Annotated in this window: 14 protein-coding genes and 1 pseudogene; 13 read left to right on the forward strand and 2 right to left on the reverse strand. The window is 71.9% G+C overall.

Features of this window, described 5'->3' with window-relative positions; translation table 11 throughout:
* The first annotated feature begins 2 nt into the window (after window positions 1-2).
* From KQY30_RS30210 to KQY30_RS30245, 8 genes and pseudogenes are all read left to right on the forward strand, one after another.
* Entirely contained in the window at window positions 3-1,112 is a 1,110-nt protein-coding gene (locus tag KQY30_RS30210) for a quinone-dependent dihydroorotate dehydrogenase (protein WP_217309681.1), read from the forward strand.
* Window positions 1,113-1,192: 80 nt separating this feature from the next.
* Entirely contained in the window at window positions 1,193-2,056 is an 864-nt protein-coding gene (pyrF, locus tag KQY30_RS30215; RefSeq protein WP_217309682.1) for an orotidine-5'-phosphate decarboxylase, read from the forward strand.
* Window positions 2,057-2,323: 267 nt separating this feature from the next.
* Entirely contained in the window at window positions 2,324-2,647 is a 324-nt protein-coding gene (locus KQY30_RS30220) for an integration host factor (protein ID WP_046501951.1), read from the forward strand.
* A 38-nt stretch (window positions 2,648-2,685) separates the two neighbouring features.
* Complete coding sequence (gene gmk / locus KQY30_RS30225) at window positions 2,686-3,249, forward strand: guanylate kinase (protein ID WP_217309683.1); 564 nt, start codon at window positions 2,686-2,688, stop codon at window positions 3,247-3,249.
* Window positions 3,250-3,293: 44 nt separating this feature from the next.
* Window positions 3,294-3,566 (forward strand): DNA-directed RNA polymerase subunit omega, encoded by a 273-nt coding sequence (gene rpoZ / locus KQY30_RS30230; RefSeq protein WP_003970369.1) that lies wholly within the window; start codon window positions 3,294-3,296, stop codon window positions 3,564-3,566.
* A gap of 115 nt (window positions 3,567-3,681) precedes the next feature.
* Entirely contained in the window at window positions 3,682-4,923 is a 1,242-nt protein-coding gene (gene coaBC, locus KQY30_RS30235) for a bifunctional phosphopantothenoylcysteine decarboxylase/phosphopantothenate--cysteine ligase CoaBC (protein WP_217309684.1), read from the forward strand.
* 436 nt (window positions 4,924-5,359) lie between these two features.
* Window positions 5,360-6,571 carry a methionine adenosyltransferase gene (gene metK, locus KQY30_RS30240; RefSeq protein ID WP_217309685.1) on the forward strand — a complete coding sequence of 404 codons (1,212 nt, stop codon included), beginning with the start codon at window positions 5,360-5,362 and terminating at the stop codon, window positions 6,569-6,571.
* A gap of 67 nt (window positions 6,572-6,638) precedes the next feature.
* Window positions 6,639-8,845: pseudogene (locus tag KQY30_RS30245) on the forward strand (primosomal protein N').
* A gap of 155 nt (window positions 8,846-9,000) precedes the next feature.
* On the opposite strand, the gene KQY30_RS30250 reads toward KQY30_RS30245, so the two are convergent.
* On the reverse strand, window positions 9,001-9,669 hold the full coding sequence (locus tag KQY30_RS30250; protein ID WP_217309686.1) for an ABATE domain-containing protein: 669 nt from the start codon (window positions 9,667-9,669) through the stop codon (window positions 9,001-9,003).
* Between the two features lie 21 nt (window positions 9,670-9,690).
* Here KQY30_RS30250 and KQY30_RS30255 point away from each other — a divergent pair, with 21 nt between their 5' ends.
* Window positions 9,691-10,143, forward strand: a complete 453-nt coding sequence (locus KQY30_RS30255) for a VOC family protein (RefSeq protein ID WP_217309687.1) — start codon at window positions 9,691-9,693, stop codon at window positions 10,141-10,143.
* Window positions 10,144-10,405: 262 nt separating this feature from the next.
* Here KQY30_RS30255 and KQY30_RS30260 read toward each other — a convergent pair whose 3' ends face one another.
* Window positions 10,406-10,927, reverse strand: coding sequence for a hypothetical protein (locus KQY30_RS30260; RefSeq protein ID WP_217309689.1), 522 nt, complete (start codon window positions 10,925-10,927; stop codon window positions 10,406-10,408).
* A 229-nt stretch (window positions 10,928-11,156) separates the two neighbouring features.
* Between KQY30_RS30260 and fmt the strand changes: the two genes are divergently transcribed.
* From fmt to KQY30_RS30280, 4 genes are all read left to right on the forward strand, one after another.
* Window positions 11,157-12,098, forward strand: coding sequence for a methionyl-tRNA formyltransferase (fmt, locus tag KQY30_RS30265; RefSeq protein WP_217309691.1), 942 nt, complete (start codon window positions 11,157-11,159; stop codon window positions 12,096-12,098).
* 84 nt (window positions 12,099-12,182) lie between these two features.
* The gene (locus KQY30_RS30270) at window positions 12,183-13,616 is read left to right on the forward strand and encodes an RsmB/NOP family class I SAM-dependent RNA methyltransferase (RefSeq protein ID WP_217309692.1); all 1,434 of its coding nucleotides are present in this window, start codon (window positions 12,183-12,185) and stop codon (window positions 13,614-13,616) included.
* A gap of 227 nt (window positions 13,617-13,843) precedes the next feature.
* Window positions 13,844-14,539, forward strand: coding sequence for a ribulose-phosphate 3-epimerase (gene rpe, locus KQY30_RS30275; protein ID WP_217309694.1), 696 nt, complete (start codon window positions 13,844-13,846; stop codon window positions 14,537-14,539).
* A 148-nt stretch (window positions 14,540-14,687) separates the two neighbouring features.
* Window positions 14,688-15,701, forward strand: a complete 1,014-nt coding sequence (locus tag KQY30_RS30280) for a sugar-binding transcriptional regulator (protein WP_217311405.1) — start codon at window positions 14,688-14,690, stop codon at window positions 15,699-15,701.
* Window positions 15,702-16,083: the final 382 nt, after the last annotated feature.

Raw genomic sequence — 16,083 nt, forward strand, 5'->3', positions numbered from 1 at the left:
ACGTGTACAGGATCTTCTTCAGGCTGGTCTTCCGGTGGATGGACCCGGAGCGGGCCCATCATCTGGCCGTCCGGTGGATCCGGCTCGCGGCGCGGGTCCCCGTCCTGCGTACGTTTGCCGCCGCCGCGCTCGCACCGCGCTTCCCGGAGCTGCGCACGGAGGCGTTCGGACTGCGGATGCACGGCCCCTTCGGGCTCGCCGCCGGCTTCGACAAGAACGCCGTGGCCGTCGACGGCATGGCCATGCTCGGCTTCGACCATGTCGAGATCGGTACGGTCACCGGCGAGCCGCAGCCCGGCAACCCCAGGCAGCGGCTTTTCCGGCTGGTCGCCGACCGCGCCCTGGTCAACCGGATGGGCTTCAACAACGAGGGCTCGGCCGCGGTGGCGGCACGGCTGGCGGCGCGCAGAGCGGTCTTCAGGACCACGGTCGGCGTCAACATCGGTAAGACGAAGGTCGTCCCCGAGGATGAAGCGATCGCCGACTACGTCCTCTCGACCGAGCGGCTGGCCGGTCACGCCGACTATCTCGTGGTCAATGTCAGCTCGCCCAACACCCCCGGGCTGCGCGCCCTCCAGGCCGTCGACCTGCTCCGGCCGCTGCTGACCGCCGTACGGGAGGCGGCCGACCGTACCGTCACCGGCCGCCGGGTCCCCCTGCTGGTCAAGATCGCACCCGATCTGGCCGACGAGGACATCGACGCCGTGGCCGACCTCGCCGTCGAACTCGGTCTCGACGGGATCATCGCCACCAACACCACCATCGCGCGCGAGGGACTCGGCCTGGTGTCGGACCCCGGGCTGGTCGCCGAGACCGGCGGACTGTCCGGCGCGCCCTTGAAGGCGCGCTCGCTGGAGGTCCTGCGCAGGCTGTACGGGCGGGTCGGCGACCGGATCACCCTGGTGGGGGTCGGCGGAATCGAGAACGCGGAGGACGCCTGGCAGCGCATCCTCGCCGGTGCCACGCTCGTCCAGGGCTTCAGCGCCTTCATCTACGAGGGCCCCTTCTGGAGCCGCTCCCTGCACAAGGGGCTCGCGGCCCGGCTCAGGGCCAGCCCGTACGCCACGCTCGCCGAGGCCGTCGGCGCCGACAGCCGGAAGGTGACCGCATGACCGCCCCGGAAACGCCCGCACCGGAAACGCCCGCCTCGCAAACGACGGGCCCGGAAACGACCGCCCCGGAAGGCGGCCCCATGACCGAGGGACCGTACGGCGCACACCCTCAGGAGCCCTTCGGCGCCAGGCTGCGGCGTGCCATGGACACCCGCGGGCAGCTCTGCGTCGGCATCGACCCGCACGGTTCGCTGCTCAGGGCGTGGGGCCTCGGTGACGACGTCGCGGGCCTGGAGCGCTTCACCCGTACGACGGTCGAGGCCCTTGCGGACCGGGTCGCCGTACTCAAACCGCAGTCCGCGTTCTTCGAGCGCTTCGGGTCACGCGGAATCGCGGTGCTGGAGAAGGCCGTGGCCGAGGCACGCGCGGCCGGGGCACTGGTCCTGATGGACGCCAAGCGCGGTGACATCGGCTCGACCATGGGCGCGTACGCGGCGACCTACCTCGACAAGGACTCGCCGCTCTTCTCGGACGCGGTCACGGTCTCCCCGTACCTCGGCTTCGGATCCCTGCGTCCCGCCCTGGACGCCGCCGCGGTCTCGGGCGCCGGGGTCTTCGTCCTGGCGCTCACCTCCAACCCGGAGGGCGCGGAGGTCCAGCGCGCCACCGCACCCGACGGCCGGTCCCTGGCGCAGCTCATGCTCGACCACATGGCCGCCGAGAACGCGGGCGCGGAGCCGCTCGGCTCGGTCGGCGCGGTCATCGGCGCCACCCTTGCCCAGGCCGGTGCGGACCTCGCGATCAACGGTCCGCTCCTCGCCCCCGGAATCGGCGCGCAGGGCGCGACCCCGGCCGGACTGCCGGCTCTGTTCGGCTCCTCGGTCCGCAATGTGGTACCGAGCGTCAGCCGGGATGTGCTGCGCCACGGTCCGGACATCAGTGCCCTCAGGGCGTCCGCGGAGCGCTTCGCGGACGAGGTGAGAACGGCGGTCGAGGCGGCCTAGGCCCTGTCCGGCGGCTCTTTCGCGCCGCCGGGGCGGGCCGCTCGTCCCGCCCGACCACTGAAAAAGTTGGGCAAAATGCCCAAAATGTCACCCCTGATCGATGCTGACCAGGACTTTTCGTCTGTTCTCGCTGACTCCGGCGGCCTTGGCCGCTAGTCTCCGTCGAGAGCCAACGTGCAGTGCGTTGCCCGTTGCTCGCCTGGTGTGGGGCGAATAGGTTCCTCACCGGTCCGTATCCGACAGTTCGACATCCGAGGTGACGTAGGCGTGGCTCTTCCGCCCCTTACCCCTGAACAGCGCGCAGCCGCGCTCGAAAAGGCCGCCGCGGCTCGCCGGGAGCGGGCCGAGGTCAAGAATCGACTCAAGCACTCCGGCGCCTCCCTCCATGACGTGATCAAGCAGGGTCAGGAGAACGACGTCATCGGGAAGATGAAGGTCTCCGCACTGCTCGAATCCCTGCCCGGTGTGGGCAAGGTCCGCGCCAAGCAGATCATGGAGCGGCTCGGCATCTCCGAGAGCCGGCGTGTCCGGGGTCTCGGCTCCAACCAGATCGCCTCGCTTGAGCGCGAGTTCGGCGGCACCGGCGCCTGACGTTCCCGGAGACTCCCGGGAACCTGGATAATCGCTGCATGGCAGCAGAAGTACGACCGCGGCTGACCGTGCTCTCCGGCCCCTCCGGGGTCGGCAAGAGCACGGTCGTCGCGCATATGCGCAAGGTCCACCCCGAGGTATGGCTCTCGGTGTCGGCCACCACCAGAAAGCCGCGTCCCGGTGAACGCGACGGCGTCCAGTACTTCTTTGTCTCGGACGAGGAGTTCGACAAGCTGATCGCCAACGGCGAACTGCTGGAATGGGCGGAGTTCGCGGGCAACCGCTACGGCACCCCGCGGCGGGAGGTCCATGACCGGCTGGCGGCGGGCGAGCCCGTACTGCTGGAGATCGATCTCCAGGGCGCCCGGCAGGTCAAGGAATCGATGCCCGATTCCCGGCTGGTCTTTCTGGCACCGCCGAGCTGGGACGAACTGGTGCGCCGGCTGACCGGCCGGGGCACCGAATCGCCCGAGGTGATCGAACGCCGGCTGGAGGTGGCGAAAGTGGAACTGGCCGCGGAGTCGGAGTTCGATACGACGCTGGTCAACACCTCCGTCGAGGACGTCGCGCGTGAGCTGCTAGCCTTGATGGCAGTTGAATGATCTTTTTCCCTGATCTCCCTGAATTTTCTTCGGAAGGCTAGAGAGTGTCCTCTTCCATCACTACGCCCGAGGGCATCATCAACCCGCCGATCGATGAGCTGCTTGAGGCCACGGACTCGAAGTACAGCCTCGTGATCTACGCGGCCAAGCGCGCGCGTCAGATCAACGCGTACTACTCGCAGCTCGGTGAGGGCCTGCTTGAGTACGTCGGTCCGCTGGTGGACACCCATGTCCACGAGAAGCCGCTTTCCATCGCCCTGCGCGAGATCAACGCGGGACTTCTGACCTCCGAGGCCATCGAGGGCCCGGCTCAGTAAGTCGTACTTTCTCTGCTTTATCCACAGGCCCGGCAGCGCGCTGCCGGGCCTGTGGTGTGTCATGTCCTTGGGCGTGCGCTTTGGACGTCGTACGTACGAGAGGTGAGGGGACGCGGTGGAAGAGAAGGCGGAGAAGCCGAAGGTCGTGCTGGGGGTCGCGGGCGGGATCGCCGCGTACAAGGCGTGCGAGCTGCTGCGCAGGCTCACCGAGTCGGGCCATGACGTACGGGTCGTGCCGACCGAGTCCGCGCTGCACTTCGTCGGGGCCGCGACCTGGTCGGCGCTGTCCGGGCATCCCGTCTCCACCGAGGTCTGGACGGATGTGCACGAGGTGCCGCATGTGCGGATCGGGCAGTCCGCCGATCTGGTCGTCGTCGCCCCGGCCACCGCGGATCTGCTGGCCAGGGCGGCGCACGGGCTCGCCGACGATCTGCTCACCAACACCCTGCTGACCGCACGTTGTCCGGTGGTCTTCGCCCCGGCCATGCACACCGAGATGTGGGAGCACCCCGCCACACAGGAGAATGTCGCGACGCTGCGCCGCCGGGGGGCGGTCGTCATCGAGCCCGCCGTCGGGCGGCTCACCGGTGTCGACACCGGCAAGGGCCGGCTGCCGGACCCGGAGGAGATCTTCGAGATCTGCCGCCGGGTCCTGGCGCGGGGGGTGCGGGAAGCGGATCTGGCGGGCCGCCATGTCGTGGTCAGCGCGGGCGGTACGCGCGAACCGCTCGACCCGGTGCGCTATCTGGGCAACCGCTCCTCGGGGAAGCAGGGGTACGCCCTGGCGCGTACGGCGGTGGCCCGCGGGGCCAGGGTCACCCTGATCGAGGCGAACACGGGGATGGCAGATCCGGCGGGTGCCGATGTGGTCCATGTGGGGACGGCCGTACAGCTCAGGGAGGCCGTCCTGAAGGCCGCGGCGCAGGCCGACGCCGTGGTCATGGCGGCGGCGGTCGCCGACTTCAGACCGGCCGTGTACGCCGAAGGCAAGATCAAGAAGAAGGACGGCGAGGAGCCCGCGCCGGTGGCCCTGGTCCGTAACCCGGACATCCTCGCCGAGATCTCGGCGGAGCGTGCGCATCCCGAGCAGGTGATCGTGGGCTTCGCGGCGGAGACGGACGATGTCCTGGCCCATGGGCGGCAGAAACTCCGGCGCAAGGGGTGCGATCTGCTGGTCGTCAATGAGGTCGGGGAGCGCAAGGCCTTCGGAGCGGCGGAGAACGAAGCGGTGGTGCTGGCGGCGGACGGCGGGGAGACACCGGTGCCGTACGGGCCGAAGGAGGCGCTCGCGGATGTCGTCTGGGACCTGGTGATACCGAGGCTGGGCGGGGCGCCGGGCGCCGGGCCGGGGGCCTGAGCCAGGGGGCCGGGGCGGGCTCGGGAGCGGAGGCCGGGCCGGGAGACCGGGGCGGGGGGCGTGGGCGCGGGACTGGCGGGGCGGGGCATCCGGACCGGTGCCGGGGCGCCTGAGCCCGGAGTGCCCGGGCGGCCGTACCGGGGCTTGCGTGAATTCTTTGTTGCACGTCGCACACGGCGTTTGAATCCCGGGGCGCCCCCGGGACCAGCCCTGATTGCCGCTAGAGAACGGCTCTAATCCGCTGTAGCGGGCCCTGGCCAGGGTCGATCGCCGTAACGCATAATGCAGTGCCGCGGGCGACGGGACTCCCACAGAACGAGACACTTCGCCCCGTGGCGTCATACGACAGATAAAGTGGTCGTGGACCGTCGCGGGGCGCAGCCCCCGTCGGTCCGCCAACGATCAGCCAGCAGCCGCTGCAACCTCAGGGAGCGATGTGTCCCGCCGTCTGTTCACCTCGGAGTCAGTGACCGAAGGTCACCCCGACAAGATCGCTGACCAGATCAGCGACACCATTCTTGACGCGCTCCTGCGGGAGGACCCGACCTCCCGGGTCGCCGTGGAGACCTTGATCACCACCGGCCAGGTCCATGTGGCCGGCGAGGTCACCACCAAGGCGTACGCGCCGATCGCCCAGCTCGTGCGGGACAAGATCCTGGAGATCGGCTACGACTCCTCGAAGAAGGGCTTCGACGGCGCTTCCTGTGGCGTCTCGGTCTCCATCGGCGCGCAGTCGCCCGACATCGCGCAGGGCGTCGACACGGCGTACGAGAAGCGTGTCGAGGGTGAGCAGGACGACGAGCTCGACAAGCAGGGCGCCGGCGACCAGGGCCTGATGTTCGGCTATGCCTGCGACGAGACGCCCGAGCTGATGCCGCTCCCGATCCACCTGGCGCACCGCCTCTCGCGCCGCCTCTCCGAGGTCCGCAAGAACGGGACCATCCCGTACCTGCGCCCCGACGGCAAGACGCAGGTCACCATCGAGTACGACGGCGACAAGGCCGTCCGTCTCGACACGGTCGTCGTTTCCTCGCAGCACGCCTCGGACATCGACCTGGACTCGCTGCTCGCCCCCGACGTACGCGAGTTCGTCGTCGAGCACGTCCTCCAGGAGCTGGTGGACGACGGCATCAAGCTGGAGACCGAGGGCTACCGGCTGCTGGTCAACCCGACCGGGCGCTTCGAGATCGGCGGCCCCATGGGCGACGCCGGTCTGACCGGCCGCAAGATCATCATCGACACGTACGGCGGCATGGCCCGCCACGGCGGCGGCGCCTTCTCGGGCAAGGACCCGTCGAAGGTCGACCGCTCGGCGGCGTACGCGATGCGCTGGGTCGCGAAGAACGTCGTCGCGGCCGGCCTGGCCGCGCGCTGCGAGGTCCAGGTCGCCTACGCGATCGGCAAGGCCGAGCCGGTCGGCCTGTTCGTCGAGACCTTCGGCACCGCCACGGTCGACACCGAGAAGATCGAGCAGGCCATCGGCAAGGTCTTCGACCTCCGCCCGGCCGCGATCATCCGCGACCTCGACCTGCTCCGCCCGATCTACTCCCAGACGGCGGCGTACGGCCACTTCGGCCGCGAGCTGCCCGAATTCACCTGGGAGACCACGGACCGCGTGGACGCCCTCCGCGAGGCCGTCGGCCTCTGACCCACCCGCCCCACCCACAGCGGCTGACGACGGCCCCGGACCGCAGGACGGTCCGGGGCCGTTCCGTATGCGCGCGGTCGCCGAGGGCGCTCGGCATGGGGGTGTGTCGGTGGTGTCTGGTAGGTATGGAGCTGTGAGCAGCGATGACAGGCCGGAGAAGGGGGAGCCGGAGCAGCTTGCGCTTATTCGGGAGAGCGTGCGGAAGGCGAAGGTGCCACGGGCCAAGCCGCGGACATGGCGGGGGGCCGCGCTGGCGGGGGAGTTGCCGGTGGCGCGAGTCGTGGTGAACAAGGGGGTGCTGCATCTCGACCAGTTCTTCGACTACGCCGTGCCGGAGGAGCTGGACGAGGCGGCGCGGCCGGGGGTGCGGGTGCGGGTGCGGTTCGGGGCCGGGGCGCATCAGGTGCGGGGCGGGCGGCGCGAGGGCGGGCGGCTGATCGACGGGTTCGTCGTGGAGCGGCTGGCCGAGTCCGACTACAAGGGGCCGCTGGCCGCGCTGGCCGATGTGGTGTCGCCCGAGCCGGTGCTGAGCACCGAGCTGCTCGGGCTCGCCCGGGCCGTCGCCGACCGGTATGCCGGAAGCCTCGCGGATGTCCTTCAGCTCGCCATTCCGCCGAGGAACGCGCGGGCCGAGTCGAAGCCGTCCCCCGAGCCGCTGCCGCCGCCCGCCGCGCCCGAGGCGGGGACATGGGGGCGGTACGCGAACGGGGCGGCGTTCCTGGACGCGCTCGCCGGGGGCGGTGCGCCGCGCGCCGTATGGACCGCGCTGCCCGGACCGCACTGGGCGGACGAACTGGCGCGGGCGGTCGCCGCGGCGCTCGCCTCGGGGCGGGGCGCGCTGGTCGTCGTACCGGACGGGCGGGTGGCCGCGCGGGTCGACGCCGCGCTCACGGCGCTCCTGGGCACCGGCCGGCATGCCCTGCTCACGGCCGAGGCCGGGCCCGAGAAGCGCTATCGCGAGTGGCTGGCCGTACGGCGCGGTGCGGTACGGGCGGTCGTGGGGACCCGTGCCGCCATGTTCGCGCCGGTCCAGGATCTGGGGCTGGTGGCCATCTGGGACGACGGGGACGACAGCCACAGCGAGCAGCACGCGCCGCAGCCGCACGCCCGTGAGGTGCTGCTGCTGCGTGCCGCGCACGACAAGTGCGGCTTTCTGCTGGGCGGTACGGCGTGCACGGTCGAGGCGGCCCAGCTCGTCGGTACGGGCTGGGCGCTGCCCCTGACGGCGACCCGGGAGCGGATACGTACCGCCGCGCCCCTCGTCCGTACCGTTGGCGACGGCGAACTGGCGCGGGACGAGGCTGCTCGCGCGGCCCGGCTGCCGAGCCTCGCCTGGCAGGCAGTCAGGGACGGGCTGAAGTCCGGACCGGTGCTGGTGCAGGTGCCCCGGCGCGGCTATGTGCCCCGGCTGGCGTGCGAGCGGTGCCGTACGCCAGCCCGCTGCCGGCAGTGCGCGGGGCCGCTGGAGGCTCCCCGGGAGCGGGAGCTGCGGTGCGGGTGGTGCGGCCGGGACGAACCGGGATGGCAGTGCGCGGAGTGCGGCAGCGTGCGGCTGCGGGCGCGGATCGTGGGGGCACGGCGTACGGCGGAGGAGCTGGGCCGGGCCTTCCCGGCCGTTCCCGTACGCACATCGGGGCGGGACCATGTCCTGGACTCGGTACCGGGCAGGCCCGCCCTGGTGGTCAGCACGCCTGGAGCCGAGCCGGTGGCCGAGGGCGGTTACGCCGCCGCGCTGCTGCTGGACGGCTGGGCGATGCTGGGACGGCCGGACCTGCGGGCGGGCGAGGAGGCCCTGCGGCGCTGGATTCACGCGGGCTCTTTGGTACGCGGGCAGGAGGAGGGCGGCACGGTGGTCGTGGTCGCCGAACCCACACTGCGGCCGGTGCAGGCGCTGGTGCGCTGGGACCCGGTGGGGCACGCCCAGCGCGAACTGGCCGAGCGGGCCGAGCTGGGCTTTCCGCCGGTGTCCCGGATGGCGGCGGTGTCGGGCCGCGCGGAGGCGGTCCGTACGTTCCTCGCCGCCCTGGCCACGGCCGGACTTCCGCCGGACGCCGAGGTGCTGGGCCCCGTGCCGCTCCCGCCCGCCGACCCGGGCAGGTCGCGCAGACCGGGCGACCCGCCGCCGGGGGAGCACTGGGAGCGGGCACTGCTGCGCGTACGTCCGGGGAGCGGTGCGGCTCTGGCGTCCGCGCTGAAGTCGGCGCAGGCGGCACGCATGGCCCGGGGGGCGGCGATGCCGTACGGGTGCGGATCGACCCGCCGGACATCGGCTGACACGGCGGGCGCGTGGGAAAGGTCTGTTGCGGCGCCGAGCCCCGGGCGTTCTCATGGGCTGCCTTGTCCATCGGCCGCCCTGTCCTTCTGCAGCCTTGTCCTTCGGCCCTGCCTGCGCGCCCGCTGCCGTTCGGGCATCGCGGTCAGCCGACCGGTCAGCCGTCGTCGGAGGGACGGGCTTCGTCGGAGGCCCGGGCGCGCAGGGCCCGTACCTTGTGGAGGTTGCCGCAGTGCTCCATGGAGCACCAGCGGCGCCGGCCCGGGCGCGAGGTGTCGACGTACACGAGCTGGCAGTTGTCGGAGGCGCAGGTGCGGATACGGTGCGCGAAGGGCCCGGTCAGCAGCTCGACGGCGTCCCGGGCGACGGTGGCGAGCAGATGCGTGCCGGTGGCGGTGCCCGTCCACCGCCGTTCTCCGCCCGGCCCGATCGCGGGTGCCAGCGGCGGGTGGGCGGCGGCTTCATTGATGACCCGTAGCAGCCCGGGCTCGTGTGGTTCGCCCGACGTGTGCGCGATGACCAGGCGGAACAACGCGTCGCGCAACCGCCGCGCGTCCGCCACCTCGCTGTCGGAGATCTCCAGCGAGGGTGTCGGTGTCAGCCGCGACCGGTCCGCCCATTCCGCCAGATCGGCGGGCTCGTGCAGCACCTCGTACCGGCGGTAGGGGCCGGGACCGCCGGTGGTCAGCAGCTCCAGACACAACGCCCCGGGATCGAACCGGAAGGTGACGCCGCTACCGGAGCGCAGTATCAAACCCCTTGCTGGGGAAGCGGCTGCGGAAGTGGTTGTGGAAGTGGTCGCGGAGGTGGTTGCGGCAGCGTCCATGTAACCAATATAAGTGGTTACATGGCACTGAGCTGGAAGCTGGTCGTCGACAGTACGGACGCACCCGCCCTCGCGGACTTCTGGGCCGCGGCGCTGGGTTACGAGGTGGAGGACCCGAGCCCTCTGATCGAACGCCTGCTGGCCGCAGGGCAGATCGGCGAGGAGGCGGTCACCGAGCATCGCGGGCGCAGGATCTTCCGCGGCTATGCCGCGATCCGCCATCCCGATGACCCCTTCGACGAGATCAGTGGTATCGGTCGCGGTCGGCGGCTGCTCTTCCAGGACGTACCCGAGGGCAAGACCGGCAAGAACCGGCTGCACCTCGATGTGCACAGCGAGCCCGGCGGGCGCGAGGAACTGGTGGCGCGACTGGTGGACCTGGGCGCGAGCCGTGTCCGTGAGGTGAACCAGGGGCCGGCCGGGCACTGGTGGGTGATGCGGGATCCGGAGGGAAACGAATACTGCGTGGCGTGACTCGGGCCGTCGCCCACGTCGGCCGTCGCCCACGCCGACCCGGCATCGGCGGCCCGGCCGGGGGCCCCGTCCCGAAGCCTTCAAGGCCTCGAAGGCCTCGAAGCCCCCGGAGAGCATCCGAAACGTCCGAAACCCCCGAAGCCTCCAAGGACTCCAAACCCCCGAGGCCTTCAAGGCCCCGAAGTCCCCGAAGCCCGCAAGGCCCCCGAAGGCTTTGCAGGCTTCGAAGTCCCGCCCCCGGCCGCTCGGCCATCGAGCCCCCTCAGCCGCCCCGCGGCCCCGGGAACGCCGACGGCCGGGGATCTTCGCGCAGCGCCGGGGCGGCAGCCGTGGGCTGGGGCGGCATCGAGCGCGCGGCGGGCACCGAGGTCACGGCGGTCGGTACCGCGGTGGTCTCCTGCGCACGGTCCGGCTCGGCCGCGCCCGGCTGCTGCGTGGCCCGGCGCGTACCGTAACGGCGGTGCACCGCCTGCTTCGTGACCCCCAGCGCGGAGCCCACCGCGTCCCACGAGAATCCCAGCGAGCGGTCGAAGTCCACGGCCGCGGTCACCAGGGTCTCGACGCTGTCCCGCAACTCCTGTGCGAGACGGACGGTCGGCGCCGGGGCCCTGCCGTAGACGACGAAGCCCGTGGACGGGCCGGAGCGGCGGGGGCGGTAGACATTGCCCAACTGGGCGGTGAGGGTGCGCAGCGCGTCCACCTGCCGCCGGACCCGCTCGATGTCCCGCACCAACAGGTGGAGACTTGCACGGGCTTGTGCGTCGTGGGTTGCGTGGTCGGCCATGAACAAGCCTCTCGAACCGGCGTTGAAAAGGATCCGGGCCGCACCGGTGCGGCCCGCGTTGGTCAATCTCCCTTGACAACGCGCCACCCGCCGTTGTGGTCACGCCCCAGGGGCGTGTGCGCATATGCGCGGGGCGCGCACACCGACGTACGCCCCCTGCCGCCGCGGCCCATAGACTGGTGCGTCGCTCGTCACCGCACGTTTCTGCACGAGAGGCAGTCAGCCACCGATGAAGCTCGTCTTCGCCGGCACCCCCGAGGTCGCCGTACCCGCCCTGGACGCACTCATCGCCTCGGAACGGCATGACGTCGTCGCCGTCGTCACCCGGCCCGACGCGCCGTCGGGCCGTGGGCGCAGGCTCGTCTCCAGCCCGGTCGCCGAGCGCGCCGAGGAGTCGGGCATCGAGGTGCTCAAGCCGGCGAAGCCCCGGGACGGGGAATTCCTGGCACGGCTGCGGGAGATCGGGCCCGACTGCTGCCCGGTCGTGGCGTACGGCGCGCTGCTGCCCAGGGTCGCGCTCGACGTCCCGGTCCACGGCTGGGTGAATCTGCACTTCTCGCTGTTGCCGGCCTGGCGCGGCGCGGCGCCCGTACAGCACGCGGTCATGGCGGGGGACGAGATGACCGGCGCGGCCACCTTCCAGATCGAGGAGGGGCTGGACTCCGGGCCGGTGTACGGGGTGCTCACCGAGCATGTACGGCCCACCGACACCAGCGGCGATCTGCTGACCAGGCTCGCGTTCGCGGGCGCGGGGCTGCTCGTGGCGACCATGGACGGGATCGAGGACGGCACGCTCAAGCCCGTGGCGCAGCCCGCCGAGGGCATCTCGCTCGCGCCCAAGATCACCGTCGAGGACGCCCAGGTGGACTGGGCGGCGCCCGCCCTCCGCGTCGACCGCGTCGTCCGCGCCTGCACTCCCGCGCCCGGTGCCTGGACGGTCTTCCGCGGGGAGCGGCTCAAGCTGATCCAGCTCGGGCTGCTGCCGGACCGTACGGAACTGGCGCCAGGGGTGCTGGCCGTCGGCAAGAACCATGTGTACGCGGGCACCGGTTCGCACGATGTCGAGCTGCTCTGGGTCCAGCCCCAGGGCAAGAAGCCGATGCGCGCGGCGGACTGGGCCCGCGGAGTACGGATCGCCCCGGGCGAACAGCTCGGTGCGGAGGCGTCCTAGGTCTGTGGATCAGGCCGGGCCCAGCAAGATCCACAAGAGAGGACCTAGGGTGGGAGAGATCGGTTTCTCTCACCCGGAGCACCTTTGAACCAGCAGGCCCCCCGCCGTCCCGCCAAGCCCTACCGCCGCCCCAAGAAGGATCCCGTGCGGATCCTCGCCTTCGAGGCGCTCAGGGCCGTCGACGAGCGGGACGCGTACGCGAATCTCGTACTGCCCCCGCTGCTCAGGAAGGCACGCGAGAGCAGTGGCTTCGAGGCGCGTGACGCCGCCCTCGCCACCGAGCTGGTGTACGGGACGCTCCGCCGCCAGGGCACCTACGACGCGATCATCTCCGCCTGTGTCGACCGGCCGCTGCGCGAGGTCGACCCGCCGGTGCTCGATGTGCTGGCGCTCGGCGCGCACCAGCTCCTCGGCACCCGGATCCCCAGCCACGCCGCGGTCTCCGCGAGTGTGGAGCTGGCGCGGGTGGTCCTCGGCGACGGGCGCGCCAGATTCGTCAACGCCGTGCTGCGGAAGATCGCCCAGAACGATCTGGACACCTGGCTGGAGCAGGTCGCCCCGCCCTACGACGAGGACGCCGAGGACCATCTCGCGGTCGTCCACTCGCACCCCCGCTGGGTGGTCTCGGCGCTCTGGGACGCGCTCGGCGGCGGTCGCGCGGGCATCGAGGACCTGCTCGAAGCCGACAACGAACGGCCCGAGGTCACCCTCGTCGCCCGGCCGGGACGCGCCACCCCCGGGGAACTGACGGCGGCGCTCGGCGAGGACGCCGGGCTGCCGGGCCGCTGGTCGCCCTATGCGGTACGGCTCAGCGAGGGCGGCGAACCGGGTGCGCTCGACGCCGTACGGGAGGGCCGGGCCGGAGTCCAGGACGAGGGCAGCCAGCTTGTCGCGATCGCCCTCGCCAACGCGCCGCTGGACGGTCCCGACGCCCGCTGGCTCGACGGCTGCGCCGGTCCCGGCGGCAAGGCGGCGCTGCTGGGGGCGCTGGCCGCCGAACGCGGTGCGTCCCTGCTCGCCGCCGAGAAGCAGCAGCACCGGGCCCGGCTCGTGGAGCGCGCGCTGGCCGGCAATCCCGGCCCGTACCAGGTCATCGCCGCGGACGGCACCCGCCCGCCGTGGGTTCGCGGCTCCTTCGACCGGGCCCTCGTCGACGTCCCCTGCTCGGGTCTCGGCGCACTGCGGCGCAGGCCGGAGGCGCGCTGGCGGCGCCGCCCCGAGGACCTCGACGACTTCGCGCCGCTCCAGCGCGGTCTGCTCCGCGAGGCGCTTCAGGCCGCACGGATCGGCGGCGTCGTCGGGTACGCGACCTGCTCCCCGCATCTCGCCGAGACCAGGGCGGTCGTCGAGGACGTCCTCAAGGGGCGCGGCGGCCCGGCGGTCCGGGCGGAGTGGATCGACGCCAGGGCGCTGATGCCGGGCGTACCGGCGCTCGGTGACGGTCCCGACGTGCAGCTCTGGCCGCATCTGCACGGCACGGACGCCATGTATCTGGCCCTGCTGCGCCGTACGGCCTGAGCGGACGTCCACGTACGGCCTGAGCGACGCACCCGCGTACGGCCTGAGCGCACCCGCCCACGTACGGCTACGGCCACGGGTACGGCCCGAGCGCGCACCGCACCGCACCGGCCGGACACCGCTGAATCGCGCGGTTTGCGCGGACTGTGCCCGTCCTCTTCGGCATTGTTCGCGCAGTTGTCCACAGGGCGGTCGGGAAGTGCTCGGGAGCATGGCAGGCTTGGCACATGGCCCAGATCAACCCCAGCATCCTGTCCGCAGACTTCGCCCGCCTCGCCGAGGAGGCGGACGCCGTCCGTGGCGCCGACTGGCTCCATGTCGACGTCATGGACAACCACTTCGTGCCCAATCTGACCCTGGGGGTACCGGTGGTCGAAGCGCTCGGCCGGGCCACGGACACCCCGCTGGACTGCCATCTGATGATCGAGGACCCCGACCGCTGGGCACCCCAGTACGTGGAGGCGGGCGCGGGCTCGGTGACCTTCCATGTGGAGGCCGCCGCCGCCCCCGTACGGCTGGCGCGGGAGATCCGGGCGAAGGGGGCGCGGGCCTCCATGGCGCTCAAGCCCGCGACACCCGTCGAGCCGTACGAGGACCTGCTGCCCGAGCTGGACATGCTGCTGATCATGACCGTGGAGCCGGGCTTCGGGGGCCAGGCCTTCCTGGACATCATGCTGCCCAAGATCCGCCGCAGCCGGGAGCTGATCTCCAAGCACGGCCTGGAGCTGTGGCTCCAGGTCGACGGCGGGGTCTCGGAGAGCACCATCGAGCGATGCGCCGAGGCCGGCGCCGATGTCTTCGTGGCGGGCTCCGCCGTATACGGGGCGGACGACCCGGCCGCGGCGGTCCGTGCCCTGCGCGACCGGGCCGCCAAGGCCGCCGCCTCGGCGTCCTGGGCGTGCGGACACGGAGCCGGCCGGTGAGCCGGAGAACGGCCGGCGACACAGCCGTCCACTGAGCCAAGGGAACATGAACGGGGCCCCATTCGGGCCGATCAAGGACCGCTGGATCTGACAGGATGAACAGCGAGTCCAGAGTGCGCACAGCAGTGAGGAGATCGCGGTGTCTGCAATGTCGGCGGGTCGGTCCGCCCTGCGGATGGGACCCGCGGAGCTGGTGCAGGCGGCGGCCATGGCCCGTCGCTTCTACCTTGAGGGAAAGTCCAAGATCCAGATCGCCGAGGAGTTCGGCGTCAGCCGGTTCAAGGTGGCGCGGGTCCTGGAGACGGCGCTGGAGCGCGACCTCGTGAGGATCGAGATCAGGGTGCCCGCCGAGCTGGACGCGGAGCGCTCCGACGCGCTGCGCGCACGGTACGGACTGCGGCACGCGGTGGTCGTCGAGTCGCCCGCGGAGGGCGGGGACGAGTCGCCCGACCCGGAGAATCTGGGCGAGGTCGCCGCCGATCTGCTCGGCGAGCTGGTCGTCGAGGGCGATGTGCTCGGGCTGGCCTGGGGCCGGTCCACCATCCATATGGCGGCCGCGCTCGACCGGCTGCCGCCCTGTACGGTCGTCCAGCTCACCGGTGTGTACGACGCGGGGACCGCCGAGCGCGGCTCGGTCGAGGCGGTACGGCGCGCGGCCCAGGTGTCCGGCGGCGAGGCCCACCCCATCTACGCCCCGATGCTGCTGCCCGACACGGCGACCGCCGCCGCGCTGCGCAGCCAGACCGGTATCGCGCGGGCCTTCGAGTACTTCGACAAGGTCACGGTCGCCGCCGTCTCCATCGGCTCGTGGGAGGCGGGTATCTCCACGGTGCACGACATGCTCACCGACGAGGAGCGGTCCCACTACGCCTCGCTCGGTGTCGCCGCCGAGATGTCCGCGCATCTCTTCGACGCGGAGGGCCGCCGGGTCGGCCGCGACCTGGGCGAGCGGTGCATCACGGTCGAGGCCGAGCGGCTGCGCCGTATCCCGGAGGTCGTGGCGATCGCCGGCGGACTGCGCAAGGGCGAGGCGATCGGGGCGGTCCTCAGGTCCGGGCTGGTCACCAGTCTGGTCACGGACACCGCCGCGGCGGACTATCTGCTGACGGAGTTCGAGCCGGCGCCGCGCCCCGCGCTGGAGCGGTGCGACCCGGACGACTGAGCGCGCGTACGGACGGCTGCGTACGACGCGTGAGGGACGGCCGCGTACGGGACGGGCGCGTGACGCCCGCGCACAGGGCGCCCGCGTACAGGACGGCCGCGTACGGGACAAGTGCGACGGGACGACCGCGTACGAGGCGGCCGGCCGTGCCGTTCGGGCCGCAGGGTTGCCCGGTACGGGACGAATGACCGCGTCGTGTGGTTCGTGAGGGGCGCACGGTAAGCTCCTGGGGTAAGGCAGGTTCGATTCCGCTTCCTGGCCTCGGAGCCCCCGTACCGCCTCCTCGGAGGAGCAGACGACCACGGGGGCGTTTTGCTGCGCGATGGGGCGCCGCCGGGTGCCGCCCAGCGCCATCCGGCGTGGAAGCGGGAAGCGACCTGCG

This window comes from Streptomyces sp. GMY02 (assembly GCF_019056675.1).
Lineage (GTDB): Bacteria > Actinomycetota > Actinomycetes > Streptomycetales > Streptomycetaceae > Streptomyces > Streptomyces odonnellii.

Excerpts from the sequence above, each read along its gene's own strand:
- KQY30_RS30250 (WP_217309686.1), bottom strand. The coding sequence starts at position 9,669 with ATGGACGCTGCCGCAACCACCTCCGCGACCACTTCCACAACCACTTCC.
- pyrF (WP_217309682.1), top strand. The coding sequence starts at position 1,193 with ATGACCGAGGGACCGTACGGCGCACACCCTCAGGAGCCCTTCGGCGCC.
- KQY30_RS30280 (WP_217311405.1), top strand. The coding sequence starts at position 14,688 with ATGTCGGCGGGTCGGTCCGCCCTGCGGATGGGACCCGCGGAGCTGGTG.
- gmk (WP_217309683.1), top strand. The coding sequence starts at position 2,686 with ATGGCAGCAGAAGTACGACCGCGGCTGACCGTGCTCTCCGGCCCCTCC.
- fmt (WP_217309691.1), top strand. The coding sequence starts at position 11,157 with ATGAAGCTCGTCTTCGCCGGCACCCCCGAGGTCGCCGTACCCGCCCTG.
- KQY30_RS30255 (WP_217309687.1), top strand. The coding sequence starts at position 9,691 with ATGGCACTGAGCTGGAAGCTGGTCGTCGACAGTACGGACGCACCCGCC.
- KQY30_RS30260 (WP_217309689.1), bottom strand. The coding sequence starts at position 10,927 with ATGGCCGACCACGCAACCCACGACGCACAAGCCCGTGCAAGTCTCCAC.
- rpe (WP_217309694.1), top strand. The coding sequence starts at position 13,844 with ATGGCCCAGATCAACCCCAGCATCCTGTCCGCAGACTTCGCCCGCCTC.